At 61.0% G+C, this 25,671-nt stretch carries 14 protein-coding genes and 1 pseudogene; 2 read left to right on the top strand and 13 right to left on the bottom strand.

All coding sequences use genetic code 11. The features are described 5' to 3' along the window. Positions 1-95 precede the first annotated feature (95 nt). Positions 96-704, bottom strand: a complete 609-nt coding sequence (locus PQQ51_RS06720; RefSeq protein ID WP_408495870.1) for a hypothetical protein — start codon at positions 702-704, stop codon at positions 96-98. A gap of 15 nt (positions 705-719) precedes the next feature. Further along, positions 720-2,972: a DUF637 domain-containing protein gene (locus tag PQQ51_RS06715; protein ID WP_459252343.1), complete on the bottom strand. Its 2,253-nt coding sequence runs from the start codon at positions 2,970-2,972 to the stop codon at positions 720-722. Between the two features lie 432 nt (positions 2,973-3,404). Here PQQ51_RS06715 and PQQ51_RS06710 point away from each other — a divergent pair, with 432 nt between their 5' ends. Continuing rightward, a complete protein-coding gene (locus tag PQQ51_RS06710; protein WP_408495869.1) occupies positions 3,405-3,857 on the top strand; it encodes a hypothetical protein in 453 nt (150 codons plus the stop codon). An 84-nt stretch (positions 3,858-3,941) separates the two neighbouring features. Here PQQ51_RS06710 and PQQ51_RS06705 read toward each other — a convergent pair. From PQQ51_RS06705 to PQQ51_RS06655, 11 genes and pseudogenes are all read right to left on the bottom strand, one after another. Beyond that, positions 3,942-4,067: pseudogene (locus PQQ51_RS06705) on the bottom strand (IS5/IS1182 family transposase); the annotation flags it as partial. Between the two features lie 42 nt (positions 4,068-4,109). Next, positions 4,110-4,430 (bottom strand): hypothetical protein, encoded by a 321-nt coding sequence (locus PQQ51_RS06700; RefSeq protein ID WP_408495867.1) that lies wholly within the window; start codon positions 4,428-4,430, stop codon positions 4,110-4,112. 348 nt (positions 4,431-4,778) lie between these two features. Next, positions 4,779-5,519, bottom strand: coding sequence for a hypothetical protein (locus tag PQQ51_RS06695; protein WP_408495865.1), 741 nt, complete (start codon positions 5,517-5,519; stop codon positions 4,779-4,781). Positions 5,520-5,521: 2 nt separating this feature from the next. Beyond that, the gene (locus tag PQQ51_RS06690; protein ID WP_408495863.1) at positions 5,522-17,107 is read right to left on the bottom strand and encodes a beta strand repeat-containing protein; all 11,586 of its coding nucleotides are present in this window, start codon (positions 17,105-17,107) and stop codon (positions 5,522-5,524) included. A gap of 133 nt (positions 17,108-17,240) precedes the next feature. Then, positions 17,241-17,867, bottom strand: a complete 627-nt coding sequence (locus PQQ51_RS06685) for a CC0125/CC1285 family lipoprotein (protein WP_408495861.1) — start codon at positions 17,865-17,867, stop codon at positions 17,241-17,243. Between the two features lie 114 nt (positions 17,868-17,981). After that, positions 17,982-18,899, bottom strand: a complete 918-nt coding sequence (locus PQQ51_RS06680) for a peptidylprolyl isomerase (RefSeq protein ID WP_408495859.1) — start codon at positions 18,897-18,899, stop codon at positions 17,982-17,984. Positions 18,900-18,909: 10 nt separating this feature from the next. After that, positions 18,910-20,556 carry a ShlB/FhaC/HecB family hemolysin secretion/activation protein gene (locus PQQ51_RS06675; protein ID WP_408495857.1) on the bottom strand — a complete coding sequence of 549 codons (1,647 nt, stop codon included), beginning with the start codon at positions 20,554-20,556 and terminating at the stop codon, positions 18,910-18,912. A gap of 142 nt (positions 20,557-20,698) precedes the next feature. Next, positions 20,699-22,813, bottom strand: a complete 2,115-nt coding sequence (locus tag PQQ51_RS06670; protein WP_408496088.1) for a two-partner secretion domain-containing protein — start codon at positions 22,811-22,813, stop codon at positions 20,699-20,701. Between the two features lie 350 nt (positions 22,814-23,163). Further along, on the bottom strand, positions 23,164-24,117 hold the full coding sequence (locus PQQ51_RS06665) for a 3-hydroxyacyl-CoA dehydrogenase family protein (RefSeq protein WP_408495855.1): 954 nt from the start codon (positions 24,115-24,117) through the stop codon (positions 23,164-23,166). Positions 24,118-24,259: 142 nt separating this feature from the next. Beyond that, on the bottom strand, positions 24,260-24,553 hold the full coding sequence (locus PQQ51_RS06660; protein WP_408495853.1) for a hypothetical protein: 294 nt from the start codon (positions 24,551-24,553) through the stop codon (positions 24,260-24,262). Positions 24,554-24,997: 444 nt separating this feature from the next. Beyond that, positions 24,998-25,156, bottom strand: a complete 159-nt coding sequence (locus PQQ51_RS06655) for a hypothetical protein (RefSeq protein WP_408495851.1) — start codon at positions 25,154-25,156, stop codon at positions 24,998-25,000. A gap of 209 nt (positions 25,157-25,365) precedes the next feature. Between PQQ51_RS06655 and PQQ51_RS06650 the strand changes: the two genes are divergently transcribed. Then, the gene (locus PQQ51_RS06650; protein ID WP_408495849.1) at positions 25,366-25,671 is read left to right on the top strand and encodes a hypothetical protein; all 306 of its coding nucleotides are present in this window, start codon (positions 25,366-25,368) and stop codon (positions 25,669-25,671) included.

Raw genomic sequence — 25,671 nt, 5'->3', positions numbered from 1 at the left:
GCAGGTTGTTCGGGATAGCCCGTCCGGTTGAACCAAGACCGAGAGGCGCGTTGTTTGTGGCAACAAGTCAGGAGCGCGCGGCAATAACCTGCCCGCTACCCGTCGTAGCCATCGTGCGATGGGCCATTTCCATAGGTGTCGATTAGCCCCTTCCGCCAATCCGGCACCAACATATCAAACGGAAAGAGCGGAGAAGAACCTCCGTCGACCAATTCCTCGATTGGTTTAGCCCATAGCTGCGTAAGCGGGCCACGTGACCAATCAGCGTCGGAATTATCACGCAACGCGATCACCGCTACATCGTTACTCTTCTCGCAGTAAATGCACCATGAGCCCGCGTCTGAGGCGCAGGCATACCTATCCATCCTGTAAAGCCAGCCACTCTGCGGGCCACCTGCCTGCAGTGCATCGCGATATTGCTCAGTGGTCGTGGCTCGATCTACATAAATTGCTGCGAAGCCAGCTAACTCCGAGACAGGAGTTAAATCAAGGTTAGCAAGGCACGCTACCGTGCCACCCTCCAAGCGCATCAGCTCCGTCACCGCGCCGACAAAGTGCGCACCAAAGATACGATCAGATTCACAAAAAAAGAATTTTGCCCACGTTCCGGCGAACACCAGGCTCGGTAGTAACGTGTCAACGTTTACCGATCGCTTTACGTTTTCAAATGCCGCCAATCGGCCACTAGCACTCATTTTGCTCATGTCAACATTTCCCTGCTACTTCGGGTTAAGAGAGAACTTCGCCGACACACCGCCCGGTCCAAAGTACTGACCTCCAGCTTGGCCCGTTGTTGTGCGTGTATAGATGGTATACGTCGAAGTACCGTTGTTCAGGACGGTGAAGGAACCGTTCTTGTTGGTACCCTGGTTAGTAACGCTATACCCGTTCGAAATCAAATTTGACTCGAACTGGTCGGCGGTAACGTTTGTCTTTACGTTCAGATATTCGCTTCCCGCATTCGTAATAGACGTATCGTACGTCGACGACGGACTCCCAGCCGTATTGTTTGTGGCACCAGCGGCGAGCGCCGGAGTGCCCTTGCCCACCGTCACCGCTTCAGGATCACTGTTGCCCCCGCCTCCCTGTTGCGCCTGCTGCGGATCCGTCGAGGTCTGCGGCGCCGTCGGCGACACCGTGAACTTCTCCGCCTCTTTCTGCTGACCCGGCTTGTCCCAATGCTCGGCGGTATTGTTCAGCGCCTCATTCAGCGCAGTTGTTGCCGCACCCTGCGTATTCACACCTGCTAGCGCGGCGAGACCTCCACCTGCCAGCGTCGCGAATGCACTGAGTGCTGCGAGCTGGCCATTATCCAACGGCGCATGCGTCGGATCGATCACACCCAGCAGCAACGGCGACACAACCGCACTCGCGGCCCCACCAATGGCCCCCCCACCACACCCACTTCCACTCGCTGCACTGGCGATACAGCCCAATGCTGCATGTTCCAGCACGTTCTGAAGCGAAAGCGGAGCAGAAGTGTTACCGATTTCATAAGCCCCAACCGCAGCCACATCGCTAATGCCCACCGCTTGCAAGTGGTTGAGGAAGCTGCCTCCCTCAATCGCCGTCTCAACACCTGCATTAATCGTTGCGGTCGCGCCAAGGGCTATGAGTTGTCCCGGCAGATTGCTTGCGGCAACTGACCCTGCTTGCGCCACTTGACCCAGCGAGTTTCCAATATTGCTAATGCCCGCAAGTTGTCCCAACGTACTCACGTTCTGCGGAAGACTATTCAACCCCTGATCAAGATTGCCCAGCCCAAGCGACCCCGTCGTACTGTTGTAAGTGATGCCGTTGGTCAACCCTGCGGTAAGAGCCCCCACGGCACCGGCCTCAAGCAACGCTCCAAAATCCAGCCCGTTACCGGATGCAATCTGGCTGGCCGCGCTGCCCGCCATTCCCGAAAGTGCGCCCACAACGATGGACTGACCGAGCGTCATACTTGCCATTGTGGCGCCCATTGCGGCCGCCGCCGCCCCAGCCGTCACAATCGACGCTGCAATAGCAATGGCCGCCACCACGAAAGTCGGCAACCCACCGCCTTCCTTCACGAAGTCCGTATGCAGATTGTCGCTAAGCGAGGTCTGCGTGAAATTCGATCCCAGTTGCGTCTGCAACGCAGCCAGCATCTGTTGCGTGCCGGCCTGATCAACGGTGCCATCCGCATTGAGCTTCTGCAACGCGCCACCGATCTGATCCAACGTCTGCACGTTGAGATCCATATTCGCCGCGCTCATGAAGCCGCCCGGCTGAACCACTGTGCCCGTCTCTTCGACGTACCCGCCCTTAACCTTGCTCCAGATCTGACCGATATCGACCTGATTCGCCTGGTTCGTCAGTGAATCAGTATTGACCGTCAACGTGTCGGAAGCCGTAATGCTTCCGGTATTCAGAATGCTCCCGCCGCTTCCCTTGCCGAAGTTCAGCGTGACATCAGTGCCGGAGATATTCCCGCCGGCCGACATCGCGCTCGTATCGCTTGGCAGATAAACCTGCGGCATCAGCGCCGTGATGGTCGGACACGTAGCCGTGCCCGTCGCCGTGCAAGACGGGTCTGGCACAGTCTGCTCGACATACCAGAGCATCGGCTTGTCGAGTGCATTGATCTGCGTCTGCGTCAGCGCATCGCCGAGTTGCAGGTTGTTCGCCTTCGCGTAGTCGAGCGGGTTCTGGTACAGGTAGGCCTTCTCCTGCTCCGTCACCGATGTGTTGGTCTTGCTGTCGTACGTCAACCCGTCGATGAAGCTTGCCTTGCCCGTCTGCTGCAAGGCCGCCTGCTGCAGCAACAGGTCTTCTTCCTGCGGGTTGTAGTAAAACAGCGTCGAGCCTGGCTGGAGGTTGGCCGGCAGCGCCGTCAACAGATCCTGCGGACTCAGGTTGCCGATCGCGGACGCGCCAAGCGAACCGTCGACGTACGATGCCTTGCCTGCGACCGGCGTCGGAATCGTGCCGCCGACCGTACGCGACACATAGATACTCGTTGTTGTAATGCTCTTAACAACGGCAGAGACGATCTAGCCTTCATGGCTAGGCGACTTATGTCCTACATTTTTTGACGCGCTCCCTTCTCTTCCAGGACGACGCCGGGACAAGTGTAAAGATTAGTTATAATTCGCGCGGTTAGCCTGTTCGGTTGCTCGTCCCGAAAATTATTTGGTTTAGATTGTTCCTGCCGTTAGACAAAACGGCGCGGGTTTGACAGCTCGCTGAGGTAAGCCGCACTGCCCGCGAAAGTGGGTAGTGCTCCCACATGCACGCCCTTTTTCAATGGGTGGGCCGTGGCGAGGGGGCCGTAAGGCCCGCCGGTTATGGTTTACCTCCCGGTCTGTCAACCTCGTCACGTGCCCGCTCACCCCATCCGCGAGTGTCGGGCGATTCATGGATTGATTAGGAATCGCAACATGATCAAGACGAACAAGCCGACCATCCCCTCACAACGTCCACCCGTCGACGCGCTCCAATACGAGAAACTCGCACTGGCAACGTTCCACGCCTACGAACGGCATATCGATCAACTCGATAAGCTCGCCACACTGACAGCGTCTATCCGCAGAACTCCGATTCTCACCACCGACGAACGCACGCGCCAGCACAATCTGCTGGAACTGATGCTCGGCGTAATTGAACAGTACGCGCGCGATCTTGAATGCGATCGAGAGCTATATCAAGTGATCGCGCTTGATGCACGAGGGATTGCTCACAGTCGTATTACCTCAAAAATTGCGGCGAATCTGCTTGCAGAGGCAGCGGGCGAATTGGAGATGCCTAGGTCAGATGATGAGCTCGAAACGCCAGCGAGTCGAAAATCTGTGCGCAGAGATGCGAACACATTGGTGACCACACCAAAACATTGAAACGAGCAAGAGGAGGAGAGTGGTAGAGAGAGGCGCGAGAGATCGCGCCTCTTCCTCTGAACCCTCCCGGTTCTTTCCTGCGGACATGTCGCGCAGTTCGTATTTGCGTTGTGGCGCACCAACGTCCATCAGCGTCAGATAGGACGCTGCGAAACTCCATTCTTCGTCCGACACACCCGTCGGATACCCTTTGCGGTCTGCTCTTTTCATTCCGCCAGGATACCAGGTCTCTCATAAAGTCCCTAACACGCTCTAACTCCAGATCATGATTGGACTCCCGGGAACACGCAGTTGCATAGCTTCTGGCGACGTGTATGCATCATCAGTCAAGTCAATTTCGATGCGGACATTGGAATCGAATTCGAGGATCGCGTGCTCACTAGTTTCCGTGACATTCGTCACTCGTGACCCGATCAGTGCCTTTGCGCTGGGGCCGATGAGACCGGTCACCGTGTACCTGTTATAAAGATTCAGCGTAATCTCTTCTTCGAACAACAAACCTGCGTCCTGAGGCGTCAAATCCGCGTCCATGACAGCCCTACCAATGATCACTGAAAGTTTGGTTTCATCCATATCGCGCTCACTTGGTAATTGGGAAATGCGATTGAGAGTTCGGCAACGTTTTGCCGGTGTATGGGTCAACTCCTTGCGGCTTCGGCTGCACTGAATTCTCATATTTGATGTAGCCGTCTGGATAGCCAGGACTGCTCCCGCGCGCATCTGTCGGGTTCATGATACGCATTGTCGAGACTTGCCCGTTTGCGCCACCCTGGCCGCCCGTGAATGCTACACCCGTCTGGTTCCCAGAAGGATTGACTACAGGCGTGGGACCAGTTGCACCGTTGGGAACGGGATAAGCTGTTCCGCCGGGCGAAATAATGAAATTTGGCGAATTGTTTGTGGCAACAACTCCATGCCATGCTAAATAACTGAGCCCGTTTCCACGAAGCGTCTCTTCAAATCTGGTAGCGCAGTCCCAATCTTATCCAATTCGCCCATCCGCTTTGGGAATACCGTCTTGAAATCTTCACTCCGGTAACGATTCAAAAAATCAAAATCGCCTTGAAGGATATGTACGAGGCACATCATCACGCCCTTCTGCCTTTCCATTTCGTCATAAGGGATCTCGTTGCGAGTTGAATATTTCGCAGGGAGATTTCCCAACAAGCTTTCCTCATTGACTAATTTATAGTGCCCCTCAATAAACGAAATTCCGTCTCTCAGCATAGCGGCCAACACAGTGGGTGCATTCTTTAGATCTATCGACCGCGCATCAAGGTCTTCCAGCACACCTTCACTAAAGCGATTGGACTGACGAACAGTTGACATGTACTGCGCCTTATCGTCGCAAACGAGGCAGGACAACCTGAGCGGCTCTGGCGTAGCCGTCAGTAGATGAGCGATGACCTGAAAGCTAACGATCGCAGTCGGTATTGCCTCTCCAAGCAATTGTTTACTCAGCTTTGTCGCGCGCTTGTTATTCAAGGCAATGCTTGGCTGGAGGTGACCAAACCCACGATCAAAAGAAAGACCCGGATCGACAATGAGTTCCGTATGCTTCAATGAGCTATTTTTGAACTTACCGGCAGAGAACTCCCATCCATGAAATTCGACAGCAACATCTTTGCAAAGTCCAAATAATTCCGTTTTAAGTGTGCCCATAGCTAGTTAACCTTTCGAACAATAACGACGGGCGTAGGCGAAAGAGGTCCATTCATATTAGCTTTCGCCGCATTGGTTCCTTGCCCAGTACCGGAGGCCGTGCCCGATTGTACCGCCGGATATACCGTACTCTGATTCGATGTTGTGGTTGCTCCGCCAGTTTTGACTTCCAAGACTGCCTGTCCTTGTGCGTTTAGCTTAACTGAGGTCACCGGATTGCCATTCGCGTCGACCAGCATGTTTCCGTTGAGATCTTCGGCCACATAGCCGAGTGGCAATCGCACCGTCGAATTTGGCACCCCGTTAACTCCGAGATCCGCAACCGCACGCGTAGAACCATTAATAAGACTTACTTGCGGCTGAACGGTAACGCCAGGCTGGTCAGCTACGAAGTTTTGCACCTCGACCTCAGCTGCCTTACCTACAGCGTAATTTGTGGGAAGAGTGTTTGTGGCCGGGGTGGTAGTAAATCCAAACTCGGTCTCTACCCACTCAGCAGCCGAATTCCATGCACTGCTGACCTTGCTGCTTACAGCGCTGCCAAGCTCACTGGCAATATCTCCCAGCGCTGTATTATCGGCACTGTTACCACCGGTACCAATCCCGTTTCCACCACCACTCTCAAGTGGTATCAAATCTTTGCCATGCGCGAGATCTTCGGGGTTTGTCGAGTTGTTGAGAGACTCATTTGTAGCCGCGTTAGCACCACCTGCCGCGTTTTGTCCAAGTGCGCCGGCCGCCAATCCACCCAGCAACGTCGACGCCCCGACGATTGCGGTACGCTGTCCATCGGTCAGGTTAGCTAGTCCGCCCGCTTGATCAACCAAGTACGGTGCCACAATCGCACTAGCCGCCCCGCCAATGGCACCTCCAGCGCACCCCGTACCTTCCGCCGCCGACACTGCACAGCCTAGACCGGCGTGAGCCAGTACATACCCCGCCCCCCCTTCAGCGAACATGGATTGGTTGTTCATAGACGCAGCACCAATCGTAGCCGCACCTACCGCCGCAACATCGCTGAGGGCACTATGTCCCAGCGCGTTTCCAAAACTTCCGCCATAGATGGCCGTGTCAATGCCTGCCGTGATAACGCTTCGTTCGGCAATCAGCCCAACGGCACTACCGATATCGCTTGCTGTAACTGTGCCGCTCGCAATCTTGCCACCGAGCGTCTGAAGAGCCGCTGTCCCTCCCACGTTAGCTGCCGAAAACGCTCCCGCCGTCAGCGCGGCGACTGCACCGGCCTCTGCGATCTGAACGACATCAAGACCATTCCCGGAGAACGCCTGAGATGCAAACCCACCGACCATGCCCGCCAGCGCGCCCGAAAGAACCGGCCCTAGCGCAGCAAGTGTCGCCCCACCGGTCACGATCGACGCTGCAATTGCAATTGCGGCAACGACAAAAGTCGGAACTCCACCACCCTGCGCGATAAAGTCCGTGTGCAGGTTGTCCTGGAGCGTAGACCGGGCAAAGGCGCTGCCGAGTTGCTGCTGCAGGCTCGTCAGCAACTGCTGGGTGCCGCCCTGGTCAACGGTGCCGTCCGCATTAAGCTTCTGCAGCGCGCCCCCAATCTGGCTGAGCGTCTGTACGTTCAGATCCATGTTGGCCGCGCTCATGAAGCCGCCCGGCTGGACCTCGGTGCCGGTCGTCTTCGAGTAACCCTCGTCCTTGACGTAGCTCCAGATCTCACCGACGTTGACCTGGTTTGCCTGATTGGTCAGCGAGTCCGTATTGACGGTAAGCGTGCTGGAAGCAGCAATACTCCCGGTGTTCAGAATGCTGCCGCCGCTTCCCTTGTCGAAGTTCAGCGTAACGTCTGTGCCAGTGATGTTGCCGCCCGCCGACATCGCACTCGTGTTCTGCGGCAGATACACCTGCGGCATCAACGCGGTGACGGTCGGGCATGTGGCCGAGCCGGTCGCCGAACACGTCGGGTCTGGCACAGTCTGCTCGACGTACCAGAGCATCGGCTTGTCGAGTGCATTGATCTGCGTCTGCGTCAGCGCATCGCCGAGTTGCAGGTTGTTCGCCTTCGCGTAGTCGAGCGAGTTCTGGTACAGATAGGCCTTCTCCTGCTCCGTCACCGATGTGTTGGTCTTGCTGTCGTACGTCAACCCATCGATGAAGCTTGCCTTGCCCGTCTGCTGCAAGGCCGACTGCTGCAGCAACAGATCTTCTTCCTGCGGGTTGTAGTAGAACAGCGTCGAGCTCGGCTGGAGATTGGCCGGCAGCGCCGTCAACAGATCCTGCGGACTCAGATTGCCGATCGCGGACGCGCCAAGCGAGCCGTCGACATACGATGCCTTACCCGCGACCGGCGTCGGAATCGTGCCGCCGACCGCACGTGGCGTGGACAGGTTCAGCCCAGGCAGATCGACCGGACTCAGCGAAATCACTTGCGACGGTGCGTTCACACGCGGTGTATAGGTGTTGGCCGTCGTAATGCCATTGATCAGCTTCTGGCCCGTCAGCGAAACAGACGTACCGATCACATTGCCGACGTTCTGAATCTGACCGCCGGAAGTAATAGACAGGTTAGGTGCCTGGATCGTCGCAGCGATGTTACCGACGGGTTGCGGCGGATCGATCGTACCGCCCGCGCTCGTATAAGCGCTGCCATACAGCGCCGTACACTCCGCTGGCGATCCACACGCCCATACGTCATGGCGCTTGTCGCTGCTGAACAGGCCCGTTTCCTGAACCCAGTGCGAGTGCCAGTAGGCGTTGAGCGTCTGTGCTTCATTTACGACCGGACCGCTGACTGCAATCGTCGCGGTATTTCCCGCTGCGATAAGGCTACCAATGTTGGTCAGACTACCCGCGTTGATCTGCAGGTTGTTGCCCGCGCTGATGACCGACGAACTACCCGATTGCTGATCGACATAGCCTTCACAGTAGCTTTCCTTATAGCCGCCTGCAGTCATACAGCCCGAGTATTGCTCGCTCATGCCATAGTTCTGATGCACCGGCACGGGCGGTGGCAGGTTATTGGTGATAGCGCCCGAGACGTTCAACGTGATGTTATTGCCAGCGACGATATTGCCCGATGTGTTGTTCAGACTCGTCGCCGGGGTAGTCGAACTCGCGGTCGTGCCAACACCGCCGATCACGATGTCATGACCCGCAAGCAGATTGCCGAACGTGTTGTTGATCTGACCGGCCGCGATCACGAGATCGTTACCGGCGTATATCGTTGCGTCGCTCTGGTTATAGCCGAAAGTCGTCGTGGTCGGATTCGAGCCGCGGGTGTTCCCGCCCGTTCCGCAAGCAGAACTCGGCACACCTGCCGCACAACCCACCTGCGACGAAAAGTTCTGTTGATTACCGCCCTGATTGCTTAGCCTCGCGGCGCCTACGACAACGTTATTGCCGGCGTAGAGCAAGCCCCCGTTGACCAGATTGCCACCGTTGACTACCAGGTTATAGCCAGCGGCAATCATGCCCGTGGGAGTGGACGAAACGAGCGTGCCTGTAGACGTCGGCGCCGCCGACCCGGTAGCAATCTGGAAAGTGTCTGGTGGCAGGCCGCTGCCAATTCCGCAACCCTGCGAGTCACACTCATCGCTACCAGATTGGCCGCCAAGGGATATGCCGACCAGGCCCAACGCTGCAATCTGCGAGAGAAACGCGGAATATTGGCCCTGATCGACTACCTGCGTGGATTGGTACGCGAGCGTAGGTGCGATAGCACCGTTCGCCAGCGACTGAACATTTAGCGAAACATTGCCCTGCGCAGCAATCTGCCCCCCCCGATTCGACAAGGAACCTGCCGACAGCGTGATCGAATTTCCGGCAGAAATAACACCAGAGGTTCCGGCATGCTGCGTCTGGGCAGTCTGATAGACCGACGGTAGCGTGAACGTTCGGGAGGCCTGCGCAGTTGGATCGGGAGCCGCGCCTACGGTCCAGACGCCCTGATAGTCATTGAACGTAACGGTGCCCGAAGCGCCGTAGGGCTGGGACGCAACAAGTCCACAATTCGACTGGCAAAAACCAATCCCTCGCCCAATCGATGTTCCAGTCGCCGACCCCGTTGGGGATAGCAGATCGCCCAGCGTGGCACTTACGGTCACGCCCGCTACGCCTTCGAAGCCATTTTCTCCGCCGTACTTATACTGGTACGAGTAAGCTTCCGTGCCAACTGCTCCAGTCCAGAGCAACGATGGGTCGCTGATTGTAGACGTGGTCGTAACGGCGGGGCCCGGTGCAGTTTGATCGTTGACGACCGCCCCCGCGCTAATATTGACGTTATTCCCCGCAAATATCGACCCACCAGTATTAGTAAGCGTCCCTCCGATATTAAAGTTCGCGTCCCCCTTCGACTGCGTCGTCGCCCCCTGATTATCGTAATTCCCGCCCGTCACCGAAAGCGTGCTGCCAGCCTCCACTGTCCCGCGATTCGTCGTATTCCCATTGAGCGCGAGCGTACCGTCCGCATGCATCACCGCCCCGGCCGCATTGCTCAATGTCCCATTGAACGTGACGTCACTACCCGTAACCTGCCCAAAATTCGTGAACGTGCCATTAGTGGAAAGCGTCAGCCCCGCCGTCCCCGTCATCTTCCCGTAGTTAGCGATCCCATTGAGCCCCGTCAGCGTCACACCTTGCCCGCCGTAATTCCAGGTCCCGGTATTACTGATCGACCCTGCGGTAATAGACAACTGACCGCCTTGGGAAATCGTCCCCTGCGACGGATCGAACGCCATGTTCACCGCGCTCACACCCATGTTCCGTTGCGCGAGCAACTGCCCACCGGCGTTATAGAACGAACCATTCCCGCCATTGATCGTCAGCGAAACATCGCCGGTCACCTGCTCATCCGGCGTATTCGGATTCCCCGCAAAGATGATCCCGTTCTGGTTGTTCAGCGAGCCGGTGTTGATCGTGAGACCGTTCACCGCCATCAACGAACCGCCGGTGTTATTCAACCCACCCGCCACCGTCACATGGGTCGACGAACCATTCACCAGACCCGCATTCGTGAAGTTCGTCGCGTTGACCGTCGTGGTGGTAGTCGACGCAAGCGAAGCACCCGACGCATTGGTCAGATCCGGCGCGGACACATAAAGCGCGCCGCCCGACAGCACCTGGCTCGCGTTATAGAACCCGTTGCCCGAAGTCAGCGTAGCGGCCCCCACCGCATCCACTGCCGACCCGACCAGCGAAAGCTGATTCGTCGCCGTCGCCGTCAACGCGCCGCCAACAATCACCGCCCCCAGCGTCACGTTCGTGCCGCTGAACTGCATGTTCCCCGTCGACACCATCGACGCCTGGTTCGCATCGAGCGTCCCCTGCGCGGTCACGCTCACGTTCTTCGAGCCGCCTTGCGAGCCGCTCAACGTAACGTTGCCGCCACCCAGCGTGAACTGTCCTGCCACCGTGCTCGTGCCGCTCAAGGTGAGCGTCTGTCCGGCGTTCATCGTCGTGTCACCGTTCGACGACACACCGGCCACATTCACGTTGCCTTGCGTCCCCGTGACGTTCACCGTCCCCATCGACGACACCGCACCCGCCACCGTCGCGTTCTGCGCAGCCTGGATCGTCACGTTGCCGCCGGACTGCAGCGCACCGCCGAAGCTCACGCTGCCACCCGTAGAACGCGCGGTGGCATTGCCTACCGCAGTCGTCGCACCGAACGACATATCGCCCGCGGAGGTCGCGTTGAACAGGCCCGCGCCCTGAATCCCGCCGAGCGTAATACCGCCACCCGCACCGATCGCAATGTCCTTGCCGAACGTCAGCGAGCCGCCGCCTCCAATGGAACTGCCCGCATTGATAGTCGCAAAACCAAGACCGAGGAATGCACCATTCAACGCCGCATTGCCACCCGAGCTGATCGTCGTATCGCCATTGACCAGTTCACCGTTCAACGTCAGCGCGCTGCCCGACGTGGCCCTGAAACTTCCCTGACTCGTCACCGTGCTGCCGACGCTCAGATTGCCGCCAGTCGCAGTCAGCGTCACATCGGAATTTGCACCGACGGTGCCGCCCGTCGTGAGATTGCGGCCCGCGGCGACAGTGATCTTGTCAGTCGACGAAACATTCCCACTCACCGTCGCATCACGCGCGGCCGTCACGCTGAGCGCTGCGCCGGAAGCGAGCGCACCGCTCACGTTCACGTCGCCTGCGCCGTTATGTCCTTGCGCCTGCAACGCGATCGCGCCGCCGGCTTGCGCGGCCCCCATCGAAAGATCGTTACCCGCTGTCGCGTTCAACGCGCCATTAGTTGCGACGCCGCCGGTCACGCCGATACTGCCGCCCGCGTTCAACATAGCCTGCTGGCCGAACGCGACCGATGCCGCGTTGATCGAACCACCCGCCGTCAGCGTGCCCACGTTCTGCGCGCCGATGCCGCCGCCCAGCGTCATGTCGCCGCCCGACGTGAGCTGCGCGTTGCCGCCCACTGTCGTCGCGCCGGAAACGCTCAACGCTTGCCCCGCGTTTGCAGTCAGATTGCCTTGTGTCGTGAGATTCGCCGCGCTCGCATTACCGTTGGTCGCAGTGAGCGTCAGGTCGCCGGCCGAATTGACATCGGCGAGCGTGACATTACGAGCCGCCGAGATCGTCGTCGCGCTCCCCGTGTTGATCGTGCCGCCAACGCCGACATCCCGCGACGCCTGCAGCGCCAGCGTCCCGAATGCGGTCGCCGTGCCGCCGAGCGTCACATCACCGCCGCCCGCGTTGCCGTTCGCGATGACGGCGAGGTTGCCGGTCACCGCCTGCACGCTGCCGAGGCCCGCGTTGTTGCCGCCCGTCACAGCGACGCTCGCGCCTTGCAACGCGCCGGTGAGCGCAACATCATGCGACGCATTCAGCGTTGCGGCCTGAGCAAACGCAGCGGTGCCCGCGCCGTTGATATCGTGCGACGCCGTTAGCGCGCCGCCGAGCTGGCCGGCAAGCGCTCCGCTCAACTGGATATCGCGGCCCGCCTGGACGCTCACCTCTCTCGCCGCATTGATCCGGCCGCCGAGTTGCGTATCGAGCCCCGAGCTCAGATTCAATGCACCCGACGTGGTTGTGATGCCGGTCAACGCAATGCTGCCGGTCGTCGCTTTGGCGGTCAGATCGCCGGCCGTGGTTTGCACGGTGCCGCTCGCCGATACGTTACGTTGTGCCGCGAGCGTGAGTGCATCGCCGGTGGTCAGCGAACCGCTGACAAACACATCGCGCGCGCCGCTCAACGTGACGACGCCGGGCGCCGTCGCGGTGCCGGTGATCGCCGCGTCGCCGCCACCCGCGTTGCCGTTCGCGGTGAGCGTCAAGGTCGTGGCCGAAACGACGTCGTGCAGCGCGGCGCTGTTGCCGCCCACTGCATCGATAACGTTCGCCTGCACGCCACCAATCAGCGCGATATCGCGTTGCGCGGTGTAACTCGCCGCCTGCGTGAATGCCTGCGTGCCTGCGCCGCCGATATCGCGTCCTGCCGTCACGATACCGTTCGCCTGTCCGATCAGCAGACCGTTCAGCAGCGCATCGCGGCCCGCGCTCAACGTCGCGTCGCCGACCGCAGTGGTGCTCGCGCCCAGCGACAGATCGAGCCCCGTCGTCACGTTCAGCTTACCGCCGCTATTGATGCCGCCCGTCGCGTTCAGACTGCCTTGCTGCGCCGTGAGCGTCGCGTCGCCGACCGATTCGACCGCGCCCGCAACGTTGACGTCGTGTTGCGCATTGATCGCGACCGTGGTGCCGCTCGCAATCTTGCCGGCCGCGTTCACCGTCACGTCGTTCTGCGCCATCGCGGTCACTGCGCCCGCCGCGGCGACGGAGCCGTTCACCGTGACATTGCCCGGACCGTTCGTCGTGTGGGTGCCGTTCGCATTCAGCGCAATCGTGCTCGCCGATTCGACGTTATTCACGCCGATGTTGCCCGCGGCCGTCACCTGCACCGCCTGCCCCTGAATCAAACCGCCCTGCGCGACGTCGCACCCGGCATTCAGCGTGGCCGCCTGCGTGAAGGTCATCGTGCCCGCCCCGGCGATATCGCGGCCGGCCGTGACAACGCCTTGCCCTTGCCCGGCGAGCATCCCGCTCACGTTGACATCGCGCGCGGCATTCAGCGTCGTGTCGAGCGCAGCGGTGGTCGTGCCACCGAGATTGATGTCCGTGCCCGCCTGCACATTGAATGCGCCATTGCTGGCGATCGTGCCCGTCGAACTGACGCTACCGTTCTGCGCGGTCAACGCCGTATCGTTAGCCGACTGAATCGAGCCGCTGATGCCGATGTTCTGCCCGGCATTCAGCGTGACGCCCGCACCGCCTGTAACGACACCGGTGACGTTCAGATCCTGCGTGGCCGCCAGCGCGAGACTCGATGCCGCCTGCACATCGTGCAATGTGGCCGAACCGCCCGCGTGGGTCTGCACGGTGGCGCCGCGCAACGAACCGGTCAGGTTCGTGTCGCCGCCCGAACTGACATTCGCCGCGAGACCGAACGCGCTGGTCGCCGCGCCGGTGATCGCGCCGCCGGCGGTCAACGTGCCGTTGCCCTGCGCGACCGTCGAACCGTTCATCGTCAGGTTCTGACCGGCGTCGACCGTCAGGTCGCCGAGCGCGGAGGTGCCTTGCGTGCCGAGGTCGACGGATTGCGAGGCCTGGATCGACAGGTTGTTGCCGGACTGGATGTTGCCGGTACTCGTCAGCGAACCGGCCGCGTTCTTCAGCGTGACGTCGCCGTTCGACGCGACGCTGCCGGCAATCGACGTATTGCCGCCGCTCGCCACGCTCAATCCGTTCGCGCTCTGCAACGCGCCGCTGACCGATGCGTCACCGCTCGAAGTCAGTGTCGCGCTCGACAAGGAAGCCACCTGGCCGTTCACTGCCAGCGTGCCGCCGTTTGCCGCAACCGTCAGCGCCGAGTTCGCCTGCACGTTGTTCAGCGCGACCGAGCGGCCCGCCGTCAGCGAAACGTTCGCGCCTTGCAGCGCGCCCGTCACAGAAAGATCGTTCGCGGCGGTAACGTTCACATCCTTGACGAAGCCGCTGCTGCCGCCCGCGTTCACGTCATGCCCCGCGCTGAGCGTCGCCGCGCCCTGGCCCGCGAGCGTGCCGCCGATGCTCAGATCGTGCCCTGCCGTCAGCGTGGTGTCGCCGGTCACACTCGTCGCGCCGCTCAGCGCGACATCCTGCGCGCCGTTGACGACAAGCTTCGCCGCGCCGTTCACCGTGCCGCTCGAATTCACGCTGCCGTTCACTGCCGCGACCGCCAGATCGCCGACCGCCTGCACCGTACCCGTCGTAGCGACGCCGACATTGCGCTGCGCCGTCAGCGTCACTTGCGAGCCACCCGCCAGCGTGCCGTCGACGACGACATCGCGCGCTGCCTGCACGGTCGCTGCACCGACCGCTGCCGCGTTGCCGTTGAAGGTCACGTCGCCACCGCCGTTGACGCCATTGGCTGCTACGTTGAACGCGCCGCCCGCCTGCACGTCGGTGAGACTTGCGCTGTTGCCTGCCGTCACTTGCAGCCCATTGGCGAGCAGCTTGCCGGTGAACGCGACATCCTGACCCGTGGTCAGCGAGCCGTTCTGGCCGAAGGCCACCGAGCCGCTGCCGGTGAGATTGCCCTGCGCGTTGAACGCGCCGTCCTGCTGCACGATCACGACGCCGGGCACATCGAGGTTACGCCCTGCGCTCACCTGCGCGTCGCTGCCGACGAGCAACGAGCCCACGACCGAGATATCGCGTGCGGCATCGGCGGCCAGCGTCGTACCGCTGGCGAGCGATCCGCTCACCGCGATGTCCTGACCCGCCCCCAGTGCGACCGCATTTTGCGCGGTGACCTGTCCGTTCACGCTGATGTTCTGACCGGACGTCAGCGCGAGGTTGTTGCCGCTTCTGACGGTCCCGCTGCCCGTCACGCTGCCTTGCGTGGCCGTCAGCGAGAGATCGCCCGAGGTTTGCAACGCGCCGTTCACATTGACGTCACGGCCGCCCGTCGCGTGCAGCGTGCTGCCGCTGGTCTGCCCGTTCACGTTGACGTCGCGGGCGGCCTGCAAACTCGTCGCACCGCTTACCACGGAGGTGCCGTTCAGGTTGATGTCGCCGGCGCCGTCGTTACCTTGCGCGTTCACCGCGAGCACACCGCCGCTCTGCACGTCGCCGAGCGTGACATTTGCCCCGCCTGTCACCGCGGTATCGCCGTTCGATTGCGCGTTCGCCACGTTGACGTTACCGCCCGCCGTCACCGCGAGCTTGCCGCCGGTCAGGATCGTCCCGGTCGACGTGACATCGCCGTTCGCATCGATCGTGTAGTTGCCGACGCCCACGTGCGCGCCGGTCATCGTGAGATTGCCGCTTGCCTGCAGCGTGGCCTGCTGTTGCGCGGCCGAGCCGTTCACCGTCAGATCGCCGTTCGACGACAGCAGCAGATCGCCGGTATTGGCCGCCATCTGCGCATCGGTGCGCACGCCCATGCCGGCCGCCGTGCCGATCACCTGGATCTGGCCGGCGGTCATCGCGCCGAACGCGGTCGCATCGATTGCAAGGCCGTTGTTCGCGCGACCGTTCGCGTTGTTGATCCCGCTGGCCGTGTTGTCCGATCCGTTCGTGGAGGTCGTGTACGTAGTGCCGGTATCACCCACCGCCGACGGCAACACGAACTGCCGCCCGGCAATGACGTTGATTCGCGAACCGGCGTACAAAGGCGCGTTGATGCCGATCGTCTCGCCGATCAGGTCGATCGTGCCGACCGTGCCTTCGATGCCGGCGCCCGGCCCGTTCGCGCCCGCGTTACCTTCGATCTGGATGTGGCCGCCGGTCACGCTATAACCGATGGCCTGGGCGTTGTTGAAGTCGGTGACGGTACCCTTCAGATCGCTCAGAAATTGCGGCGTACCGGTCGACAGCGTGACGCCGATCGTATTCGTGAAGCCGGTGCCGTTCGTCGTGATGCCGTTCGGATTCGCGATGATGACGGTCGCCGGCGCGCCGAACACTTCGAGCGGACCGTTGAGCAGGCTCGCATACGCGGAACCTGTCGACGTCACCTGATTGACGATCACGCTCGCCGTGCGGCCCGCGAGATTCGGATTGGCCTGCAGATTGCCGCCCGTCAGCGACGTGCCCGCGATCAGGCTGTTGTTCAGGATCAGCCCGATCGGATCGACGTTGAAGGTGTTGTACTTGTTGAGCGAAATCCCCGCCGCGTTCGGCGCGGTAATGTTGACGACCGGCACGCCGCCGCCCGCACCGGTGGTTTGCGTGATCTTCGGTTGAAACGTAATCGGCGCAGTCGGATCGACGATCGGCGCGGCCTGCGCCGTTTGCATTGCAAAGCGGATCCGCAGCCCGCTCAGATCGACGATACGCTGCCATGCTTCGTTATCCAGACGACGGCTGCCGGCGCCCAGCACGCCGGCCGCGTCGCGGCTTTGTTCGAACGTGATCGAGAGCGGACCGGCGAACAGCGTCAACGCGACCAGCGCCGACACCGCGCGCTGCCAGATGCCGTACCCGCGAACCGCATGCGCGGACGTCGGCACCGACCAGCGCTCGCGCGCGGACTGCATGCCGCGCTGCTGGCGTTCGTCGGGCGTCTGACGGCTTTGCTCGAGTTGGCGTAAAGCGTTGCGCGTGGAAACTCTCATGGTCGTTCTCGTTCTTCGTCTTTTTTAATTAGCCGTGGTGCGGATCGACGGATCGGCATCACGGTCGCGACAGCGTTTCCCCGGCTGTCGCACTCCCCGCCTTGGACGGGGATTCGATGTTTCTGCTACACGATCAGGTCCCGGACACCGCGCTTCTTTTCGGCACGCTCGGCAACAGATCTTCTGCCCGTACTTTCGGGCGACCGGGCTCGAAGACCCATGCCTTCGGAAGTTCAGCAGGCGTCTGACTATTGCTGTGAGCAAACGCCCCGAGTTGTTCGATCACCTCAGCCGCATCCCAACCGAGCGTCTTTGCTGTCATCACCGCGTCGTCGTTGAACATGCGGATGTCCGACGAATCGGTGGGGTAGACGGCACCGCCGCCTCCGCCGCTGTAGATGATGATGGGCGGGGAAGAATGGACTTTCTGCATCAGCTTGTGATCGAAGCCTTTGCTTCCGACAAGATTGGCCGTCGGCGAAATTGCGCCCGACAAAGCAGGCGGGACAACCATGAAATACTTGAATCCATGCTGCTGGGTGAGCTCCGCACAGCGGTACAGAAAGTACTTGTGCACCGTGTCGCGAGACGTGTAGCCGTTCCCGTGAAATTCGACGTGCAACGTCTGATCGTCAATCTGCCGGTCCCGGTAGCCACCCGCTACACCGAAAGGCTTGTAATAGGTGGCGCAACCCACGAGCGTCACCATTGCAGTTACTGCAACACAGGCAGCAAGCGCCCGTTTGATGTCGAAATTCATTTCCCTGATTTCCCTTCTGCGTGTTGTTTTGCGTTTTGCTTTTTGCGTTTTCGTAAGCCATCTGCTGAAGTCGTCCCCGCAGAAAACCTGTCGAGACCTGCTTGCACTTCGCCGTTACTGCTGCTGGATCCGTGCGTTCTTCATCAGATCGACCACCACCTGCGCGGTCGCCTTCTCCAGCGCAACCTGTTCGAGTTGCTTGCGCAGCGCGTCCTTGATCTGGTCGTATTGCGGAATCTGCGTCGGACGTTTTTCGTCGACACGCAAAATCCAGTACGCGTCGCCGATCTGCACAGGCGTGCTCGACACACCGCCTTGCGGCAACTTGACGAGCGCCTCGGCAAGCGGTTGCGGCCAGTTCTGCGTATTGCCCGGCTGGATCGGCGTCCTGAACGAAATCCAGTTCAACGCGCCACCTTGCGCCGCGCCCGGACCCTGGCTGTACTGCTTCGCGAGTTGCGCGAAGTCGGTGCCTTTCTTCAATTGCGTGAGCACGGTCTGCGCGGTGTCGGCATCCTTCACGGCGATCGCGCTCGGCTTGTATTCGTTCTCGCCGAGCGTCGCGACGATAGCGTCGTATTTCGCCTTCACGTCGTCATCGGTGACGGGCGCAGGCTTGACCTGATCGCGCAGATAAGCAGCGGTCATCGCCGCGGTCTTCGCCTGCTCGACGGCCGCGACCACTTGCGGACGCGATTCGTAGTGCTGCTTTTCCGCGGCCTGGCGGAACAGCTCACGCGCGATCAGCTGATTCTTCACCGACGTCCGCAGTGCAGGCGTGTCCGGCGCGTTCGTCGCGCGCACGGCCTGGTCGAGCTGGTCCTGCGTGATCACCACGTTGTTGACACGCGCCACGCCGTTCGCCGGCAGCGGGCCGCCGGCAGCGTCCGTGGCCTTGTCCGCGGAAGGTTTCGCCGAAGGCTTGCTGGCTGCGTGCGCGGCACTCGTGAAGCCGGCCGCGAGTCCTGCTGTAACGAGCGCGGCAATCAGCGTGACGTTGCGAATCCCGGCGACGAATGCACGATGTTTCATATGAACCTCTTCAAAGTGACCAGTTGAGTGTGGCGAGCAGCACGGTGGCTTTCTTGCCGAGTGCGGCCGGCTGGAGCAAGGCCTGCCCGAGCAGCACCTCGCTGGTGACGGTTTGCGTGTTGTGACGCCATTGCGCGCGTGCGCCGACGCCGGTGCCCATCAGCGTCGGCCAGCCGCCTTGCGCGATCAGATGCGATTTGCCGCCGTCGAGAAACACATACGGTTCGAGATGCGCGTCGTGCCAGACCGGCACGTTCTGCCACGCGGCCTCGTTGCGCAGATAGAAACCGCTGTCGCCAGCAATACCGCCCTCGGTAAAGCCGCGCACCGAATCCATGCCGCCGAGGAAAATCTGCTCGTTGCCGAACATCGCAACGCGGCTCAACTGGCCGCGCAATGTGCCGCGATAGGTCCACTGCGTACCGGCGAGCGTGCCGAGCGCGACCTGCAACGTGGCGGTCGCATCGAGCCTGGTGAACTGGCTGTGCGCATCTTCTTTTTCGATATCGGGGCCGTCGTGACTCGCGGAGAGCCACGGCAAACCCTGCGACACACCGACGTCCCACGTCGCGGCCGCCGCCTGATCGTGCGCGACGAAACGGCGCAAGCCGTTCAGCGCGACACGCAGTACCGTGAGGTCCTGCGTTGCCAGGTCGATGCCGTTCAGCGTGCGCTCCGTGCGCATTTTGGTCAGCGTGACGTCGACGCTGGTGCGTCCTGCGCGCGAGCGGCTCAGCACGTCGTTCCAGCCGAGAATCTGGCTGAACGTGCGGCCCTGGAGCAGCGCGACGTCGCTGATCGTCTGCTGGTATTCGGACAGCGACGTCGTATAGCTGAAGGTCTGATAACCGTAGGGTGCCGCCGCGGAAAACACGACTGCATTGCTGTCCTGCGTGCCGACGTAGCTGAACGACAGCGACTCCTGCAACCCGATCAGGTTGTCCGCTTCGACACCGGCGCGATAGCGCAACGTGCCGGTTTGCGAGCTGCCGTAGTTATCGATGCCGAGGTCGTAGAAAACGCGGTCGCCGTAGTGGTTGGTGATCGCCACCACGGAGTCGCCCGGCGTCTCGCCCGGCATGATCTGGATCTCGGCCTGGTTGCGGCGCAACCGGTTGATCTGGTCCACACCCTGTTCGAGATCCGGCAGGCGCAGGATGTCGCCGCTGCTGTCGGCGAACGCCCATGCGGTGCCCGCGTCGGTCAGCAGGCCGCCGCCATGCGTCCTGTACCACGGTTCGTTCGGATCGCGCGGACGCAGCGGTTTGCCGTTCAGCGTAAAAACCGACACCTTGCCGTCGACGAGGTTGATTTTCAGCGTGCCCGAAGCAAGATTCTGCGCGCCGAGGTAAGCACGCGTCGTGATGTAGCCGCGCTCGATAAACGCCTCGGTCACGCGGCGCAGCAGCAGATTGATGCGATTGCGGCCGAGCTGTTTGCCGATGAACGGCGCGGCGATCCTGTCGAGCGCGTCCGCGCCGAGCACCTTGTCGCCGGTGAAATCGATGTGCTCGATCCTGAACAGCGGTTCGACGTCAGGCAGCGTTTCGACATCCGCGCCTTCGGGCAGATTGACGACCGGCGGCTGCTGTACGTCGATCTGCGCGGGCGCCTGCTGGATCTCGTCGCGCCGCTGACGGTCGCGCTGTTCCTGCAAGAGCCGTTGCGCCGGATCCTGTTCGGCACGCCAGGCGGCGTCTGCGCGAAGCCGCGCGCCGCCGCCGCGCCGGCGAGGATCGCCAGCGTGCAGCGTGCAAGACGGGGGACGCGGTGCTGCATCGCCCGCTTCATAGCCCGCTTCATAGCCCGAACCACGACACGAGACCGAGATGGTTGTGATTGCCGATCGTCACTGGCGCGTGATACGGCACGCGAATCGTGTTCACGCCTCCCGCGGCCTTGATGCCACCGGGCGCGCTGAACACGCCACCGTCGATATCCGCCTCGCCCGTCAGTTCGACCTGGCCGTTACCGCCGCTGAACAGGCCGCCGGTATCCGTTGCGAAAATCGCCGACCATGAATTGCCGAACCACGCTTTCAGGTCGTGCGTGCGATTGATCGCGGAGTAACCGAGCACCGCTTGCGCGAGTGTTTTCGGCGCATCGAGTTTGAGTTTGCCCTCCGCCAGCACGACGCCGCCCGTGTTGGTGATCTGCGTGCCGGCTTTCAGGCTGATGTCGTTGTTCGCCTGGATCACGCCGCCATAGGCCTGCACCGTGCTCGACGAACTCGAACTGCAGAAGAAGAAACACGTCTGCCGGTACGTCGCCTGTCCGGTGAAAACACCCTGCGTGACCAGTTGATCGCGCGCGGTGATCGATATCGATCCGCCAACGTTCGGGTGTGCCGGATCGACTTCCGCCTGAATCGTGCCGCCGATGTTGTGTACGTTCTGCGCCGAAATGGTCACATTGCCGACCCCGGCGGTGATGTATGAGAGCTTGGCCGGATCGGCAATCGCGCCATAGTCGACGGAAAACCCGTTGTCCCGATGCTCGACGAAGATCAGCCGCCAGATGCGGTCGGCATAGCTGACAGGCGCGCCGCCGTTGACTCCGCTCGAATGATCGACGAGGTTGTCGACGTCGCCGCCTGCAGCGATCGTGAGATTCTGGTTAGACAGAATGCGGGCGTTCTGGTTGGTCACCGAGCCGCCGGCCGTTATCGATACGTCGCCGTTCGCGCCGTAGATGACGCCGAGCTGGGTAGCAGGCGTCGACTGGTTCAGCACGTTGCCGGTTGCCTTCAGCGTGACCGCGCCCAGCGATGCCGTGTCGAGCGTGTTCTTCTGCTGACCTTGTATCAGCGAGCCGATGCTGGTGATGTCGCCCGTGCTGGTCAGGACCACGCCGCTGGTTGCCGAAGCGATCACCGATTGCGCCGCGGCGTCTTGCGCGAGCGCAATGCCCGCGCCGCTCAAATCGATGCCGGTATTGGCGAGCACGCTGCTGCCCGTCAGCGCGACACTGCCGCTCGCGGCCAGTGTCGCCGAACCGCCGTTCGACTTCACTGCGGTATCGGAGAACGCGATGCTGTCCTGCACCTGCAAGTCGAGATTGTTCTGCGCCGTCAGCGTCGTTCTGGAAAACTGCACCGACCCGTTCGACGACAGCGTGAAATCGCCGAGCGTGGCGTTCATCGGCCCGGCGCTGCGCACGCCGGGACCTTTGTCAGTGACGATCAGTTGCACGCGACCGCTCGACAAACTACCGGCGGCGGTAATGTCGATTGCGAACGATCTGGCGGTCGCCGTACTGGTGGATGGGTTCAGCGTAAGCCAGTCGTTGCTGTTGTCGTTCGGCGAAACGGTCGTATTCAGCGTGACATTGCTGCTGCCCGCCACGGTGCGCACGTAAGCGGTCGGCGACGTGAACCCGTTGGTGAGCGGCCCGTTGATCTGCACATTCTTCGCGATCAGATCAAGTCCGATCAGCGCGCTCGCCAATCCCTGCGGACCGACGATGATCGTGCCGGTGCTGGTGTCGAGCACGATATCCCGCTCCGGAATTCCGGCGACCGGTACCGTGTCCTTGAAACTGACAAGCCCGGTAGTCAACGTAAGCCGGCCTGTATTGACGAATGAGCCGCCATTGACAGTAATACCGTTCGGATTGGCCAGCACCACGTTCGCTCTTGAACCGGATACGTCGATCGCTCCACTGATAATGCTGGGATTGGTGCTCGTGACCTGATTGACAATCGTTCTGGCATTAATGCCGTTGTTATTCAGCGTAGCGCCGGCGCCATCCACACTGAAACTGTTGTAAGTGTTATTCGAAACACCTGCGACGGCCGGCGCAATATTGACGGTTTGGTGCCCATTAGCAGAAGTTGAAACAGCCGTTGCAGTGCCACCGTCGACGACAATACCAACCGCATTCGCGCACGAAGGCGTGGCGGCCAGCAAAGCCATGACCAGACTGGTCTGGCGGTAATACGCATGCACGGCTTCCTGGCCCGCGCAGCGTCCCCGTATGCTCGGTAACATTTTTATTTTCACGCAACTTGCGTTGCGGACTCGCTCGATCGGTTTGGTCTTTCGTGCGACTTTCTAACTAGCCGCATCTTTCGTATGACTAATAACGACGCAGATCGAGCGATCTTTAGGTTTAATTGCCGAACTTTTTATTACTGAATTATTACACTCAATATTTATAGAAAGTATTTTGAAATTTATCTTGATTCATATTATTCGATTCGCACGCCTCGATTTAAGCGTATTGCATATTGATGGGCGTGCGAATTATCTGTCGCACGCCGCCATTACCCCCGGCTGATTACCCGTTTCCGCCCGTCTTTCACGCGCGCCAGATGCGCGTCATCCCAGTCATAAAACCCCGCGCCGCTTCGCACACCCACTCGGCCCGCGTCGACTTGTGCACGCAGCAGGTCGAGCACGTCTTCGTCTTTGGCGAGCTCCGGCATCAGATGCGTCGAGATGTCGAGGAAGGTATCGAGGCCACCCATATCCGCGCCTTCCAGCGGCCCGACGATACCCCAACGTCGCCCGAGCGACGCCTTCATCACCCGATCGACCACGTCCGGCGTCGCCGCGCCCGAACGCACGATGTTCAACGCCTCGCGCAACACCGCGAACTGCAGCCGATTGCCGACGAATCCCGGAATCGCCTTCGCCAGCACCACCGGCTCCATGCCGATCGCGCTCATCAACGCGGCGGTCTGTTCGGTCACTTCCGGCGCGGTCGCCGTTCCCGGCACGACCTCGACGAGCGGGATCATGTGCGGCGGATTCCAGAAATGCGCGATCACGAACCGCTCTTTCGCGCGTAATGGCGCGGCCAGTTGATAGGGCAGAAAGCCGCTGGTGTTGCTGGCAAGAATCGCGTCGGCGGCAAGCAGCGTAGCCAGCGACGCATACAGACGATGCTTCAATTCGAGCACTTCGGGAATCGCCTCGATCACGAAGTGCGCCGACGCCATCACGTCGAGCTGCGCGTGCGTTTCGATACGCGCCAGCGCCGCGTGCTTCGCGGATTCGTCGATACGCCCGGCGTCGATCAGTTCGTCGAGCACCGCTTCGGCTTTCGGCGCAACACTCGCGAGACGCGCCGGGTCGACGTCGTGGACGATCGTCCGGTGTCCGTGCAACGCGCTCTGCGTCGCAATGCCGACGCCCATCAACCCCGTGCCCACTACACCAATCACTGCTTTGTCCACGCCGCGCTCCTGCTTTCTTCGATGAAAGCTTTCGAGCATAGCGCAGCGCGCCCATTTTCAGGCTCAGACGCGACAAAGCCGGTCTTCCGCGAGGAAGGACCGGCTTTGTGGACTTTTTATGGACTTCACGCCGCGTTGTGCTTCACGTCGCGTTGAGCGGGGTCGTCATGCGTGCGCCAAATCAATAACGCGGCGGCGGACGATGGTCGTCGCGGTGATGCGGATCGTAGTCGTGCGGATGATGACGCATCCAGTCGTCGTGAGCCCAATAGCGGTGGCCGTCGTAGTAACGATCGCCGTGCCAGCCGATGTTGATCGACACGCCCACCGGCATCATCTGCGGCTGCCCGTAAGCGGCCGGACCGTTACCGATGATCACCCGTTCCTGGGCGAAAGCGCTGCCCGCGGCCAGCAAGGCGCTACCGGCCAGCAGAGTTGCAAGAATCGAACGCGATGTCTTGTTAAAGGTTTTCATAGAGACCTCCCCAGAGTTTTGTTTAAGCCAGCGCCGGTTAGTCGAGTTGTCATCGAACCGCGATGGGTTCGAATTCGGAATCGGATCAGTGCCGTACGCTTGGGACCCACTTTAGCGGGCCAACCTTTGCGAATACGTGAGCACTTGTAAGCGCACATTTCAGGTAAAGAAAGGCGCGCGGGAGGTCCCTGTTTCCGTCAACGCCCCGTCCGGCGGGCTATGCGTGGTGAATCAGGTGGGTAGCGCGTAGGCATCCTGTCAGCCGCCGTTACATTCATTTCGATGGGGAAATATTCGGAAGCGGCAAAAAATAAGGGAAACGGCGCCCCAAAAACAAAAGCCACGGCACGCATTTGCGGGCTGTGGCTTCGATGACGCTTTTTGCGTACCCGAGGTACGCTCCACGACGCGCGATTTCTCGCGCTCGGGCTGGCTTGCTGGCTCTTAGTCGCTCAGCTTGACGCCGAACAACGTGCTTTGCGCGCGGCGCACACGTTGAGCTTCGCGGCTACGCGCTTCATACGAGTAGTCCGAATCCAGCGGCAGATGGGGCGACGCAAAGAGGTCGCTGACCTTTTGGAACAATGCAAAGATGACGTTCATGGCGACTCCCGGTTGGTTACTGCATTAGCTAGGGTTTTCCCTTAAGAAGAATAATAGGGTTTTCCCTAGGAAAAAGCTAGTGCAATGCAGCAATTTCTGGGGCATGGCGCGTTGTCACGGGGTTTCAGGCGTTGATGCGTCGCACCATGACAACGTCCCTATTTTTTGAGATAGGGCGGGTGAAAAGGGGCCTGAGTGAACGTGCTTGATTGGGGCTGGTCGGCGCGCGTGGGCGCGTGGGCGCGTGGGCGCGTGGGCGCGTGGGCGCGAAGGGCGAAGGGCGAAGGGGCGCGAAGGCGAAGGGGCGCGAAGGGCGAAGGGGCGCGAAGGCGAAGGGGCGCGAAGGGCGAAGGGGCGCGAAGGGCGAAGCGGGCGCGAAGGGCGAAGCGGGCGCGAAGGGCGAAGCGGGCGCGAAGGGCGAAGCGGGCGCGAAGGGCGAAGCGGGCGCGAAGGGCGAAGCGGGCGCGAAGGGCGAAGCGGGCCGCCGCAGCCGGCTGGCGCCGGCGCGGCGGTAA

The sequence above is a fragment of the Paraburkholderia xenovorans genome, from assembly GCF_046030735.1.
Classification (GTDB): Bacteria; Pseudomonadota; Gammaproteobacteria; order Burkholderiales; family Burkholderiaceae; genus Paraburkholderia; species Paraburkholderia xenovorans_A.
The sequence above is the reverse complement of the archived record's forward strand: the minus strand, read 5'-3'. Positions and strand labels throughout refer to the sequence as shown.

Excerpts from the sequence above, each read along its gene's own strand:
- PQQ51_RS06720 (WP_408495870.1), bottom strand. The coding sequence starts at position 704 with ATGAGCAAAATGAGTGCTAGTGGCCGATTGGCGGCATTTGAAAACGTA.
- PQQ51_RS06710 (WP_408495869.1), top strand. The coding sequence starts at position 3,405 with ATGATCAAGACGAACAAGCCGACCATCCCCTCACAACGTCCACCCGTC.
- PQQ51_RS06700 (WP_408495867.1), bottom strand. The coding sequence starts at position 4,430 with ATGGATGAAACCAAACTTTCAGTGATCATTGGTAGGGCTGTCATGGAC.
- PQQ51_RS06695 (WP_408495865.1), bottom strand. The coding sequence starts at position 5,519 with ATGGGCACACTTAAAACGGAATTATTTGGACTTTGCAAAGATGTTGCT.
- PQQ51_RS06690 (WP_408495863.1), bottom strand. The coding sequence starts at position 17,107 with ATGAGAGTTTCCACGCGCAACGCTTTACGCCAACTCGAGCAAAGCCGT.
- PQQ51_RS06685 (WP_408495861.1), bottom strand. The coding sequence starts at position 17,867 with ATGAATTTCGACATCAAACGGGCGCTTGCTGCCTGTGTTGCAGTAACT.
- PQQ51_RS06680 (WP_408495859.1), bottom strand. The coding sequence starts at position 18,899 with ATGAAACATCGTGCATTCGTCGCCGGGATTCGCAACGTCACGCTGATT.
- PQQ51_RS06670 (WP_408496088.1), bottom strand. The coding sequence starts at position 22,813 with ATGGCTTTGCTGGCCGCCACGCCTTCGTGCGCGAATGCGGTTGGTATT.
- PQQ51_RS06665 (WP_408495855.1), bottom strand. The coding sequence starts at position 24,117 with ATGCTCGAAAGCTTTCATCGAAGAAAGCAGGAGCGCGGCGTGGACAAA.
- PQQ51_RS06660 (WP_408495853.1), bottom strand. The coding sequence starts at position 24,553 with ATGAAAACCTTTAACAAGACATCGCGTTCGATTCTTGCAACTCTGCTG.
- PQQ51_RS06655 (WP_408495851.1), bottom strand. The coding sequence starts at position 25,156 with ATGAACGTCATCTTTGCATTGTTCCAAAAGGTCAGCGACCTCTTTGCG.